Here is a 2,168-nt window from a genome sequence, read left to right as displayed (position 1 = left end):
GACTCACCCGTTTTTAGCCCTTGAATCGCAGTTTGAGAATTATCAGCCGTGTAGGTCCAATGGCCGAGTTCGTTAATGGTGAGCGTACCAAATTGACCTTGTAAACTAGCTGCTTGGAACTGATTTTGACCTGCATCCACATCAGTAACCGTGAGCGCACCATCGACACGCAATTGGCCTTGGTAGAGGTCTTTATCTTCGGTAACTGAAGCGGTTGAGGTGCCCGCAATCGCCGCCTTATCGTCGGTGCCGTTAATGGTCACGGTCACCTTCTGTTCGGTGCCATCGACGCTATGAACCATCACGGTATCCGTGAGTGATTCGCCCGATTTCAGCCCTTGAATCGCGGTTTGAGCGTTATCGGCGGTGTAGGTCCAGTGACCGTTTGTGTCAATCGACAGTGTGCCAAATTGGCCTTGCAAACTTTCAGCGTTGAATTGACTTTGACCATTATCTGCATCAGTTACGGTGAGAGCGCCATCGACAAGCAGTTGGCCTTGGTAGCTGTCTTTATCTTCGGTGAGGCTGGCCGTTGAAGTGCCCTCAATCACGGCTTTATCGTCAGTACCGTTAATGGTGACAGTGACTTTTTGCTCTGTGCCATCGACGCTGTGGACCAATAAAGTATCGGTGAGTGACTCACCCGATTTCAGCCCTTGAATAGCCGCTTGGGCATTGTCGGCGGTATAAGTCCAATGACCGTGTTCATCTATCGACAGTCTGCCGAATTGGCCTTGCAAACTTTCAGCGTTGAACTGGGCTTGACCGTTGTCAGCATCAGTCACAGTGAGTGCGCCGTCGACTCGAAGCTGTCCTGAATGAACATCTTTATCTTCAGTTAAGCTGGCCGTTGAATTGCCTGCAATCACCGCTTTATCGTCAGTACCGTTAATGGTGACAGTGACTTTTTGCTCAGTGCCATCAACCGAGTGAACCATCACGGTATCTGTGAGTGACTCACCGGTTTTCAAGCCTTGAACAGCGCTTTGAGCATTATCGGCGGTGTAAGTCCAATGACCGTTTGTGTCAATCGACAGTGTGCCAAATTGGCCTTGAAGACTGGTGGCAACAAACTGGTTTTGTCCGCTGTCAGGATCTGTGACGGTGAGCGCGCCATCGACACGCAATTGGCCTTGGTAGAGGTCTTTATCTTCGCTAACTGAAGCGGTTGAGGTGCCTGCAATCACGGCTTTATCATCCGTACCATTAATGGTGACAGTGACTTTTTGCTCGGTGCCATCAACCGAGTGAACCAGCACGGTATCCGTGAGTGCCTCACCGGATTTAAGCCCCTGGATCACGGCTTGTGAGTTATCAGCCGTGTAAGTCCAGTGACCATTTGAGTCAATCGACAAGGTACCAAATTGGCCTTGTAGTACAGAGGCTTGAAAATGATTTTGCCCTGCATCGGGATCAAGTAAGTTAAGTTGCCCATCGATATGTAGCTGTCCTGAATCGACATCTTTATCTTCTGTTAACGATGCACTCGATACGCCGTTGATTTTGGCTATTTCATCGGTACCGTGAATTTCAATTTTGACGATTTGATTTACAGGTAATCCACTACTGTCTGTGGCGGTAACACTAAATGTTTCAGTAACTACTTGACCATTATGTAGCCCAAGGGTACTTGCTGAACTGTTGTCTAATTGATACTGCCAGGCACCGGTAGTGGGATCAATAATGAGGTGCCCATATTGGCCTAAAGCCTTTGTTACCGCCCAAGTTAAGGTGTCTGCATGGTCTGGATCTGTGGCAATTAATTGACCGCTAACAGTATCAACAGTTCCCATTTCGTTAAGACTTGCATGGTGCAGCCCTGAAATAGTGGGGAGATCATTGGTACCTTCCACTTCAATACTGATAAGTGTGTTGACTGAATGCCCTTGGCTATCAGTGGCTTTAATAACAAACTGTTCGGTTTGATGCTCGCCAGAAGATAGGGCATCTGTTTGAGGTGAATTGTTATCTAAAACGTAATGCCACTGACCTGTTTGCGAATCTAAAATGAGGCTACCAAACTGTCCCTGTAAGTTAGAAGTTGACCAAGTAACTGCATCACTGCCATTACCATGGGCGGTAAGTTGACCATTAACTGTATCAACTGGGCTATTTTCTTTAACATGTTGATTTTGTTCTTGACTCTGTATCTCTAATGGCTTTTCATT

General features: G+C 47.3%; 1 protein-coding gene. It reads right to left on the bottom strand.

What is annotated here, in order from left to right; genetic code table 11:
• A partial coding sequence (locus NE535_RS18585) for a VCBS domain-containing protein (protein WP_261300036.1) occupies positions 1–2,168 on the bottom strand: 2,168 nt, incomplete at both ends.

The sequence above is a fragment of the Shewanella holmiensis genome (assembly GCF_025370255.1).
Taxonomy (GTDB): Bacteria; Pseudomonadota; Gammaproteobacteria; order Enterobacterales; family Shewanellaceae; genus Shewanella; species Shewanella holmiensis.
This window is presented reverse-complemented; position numbering and strand designations above follow the sequence as displayed.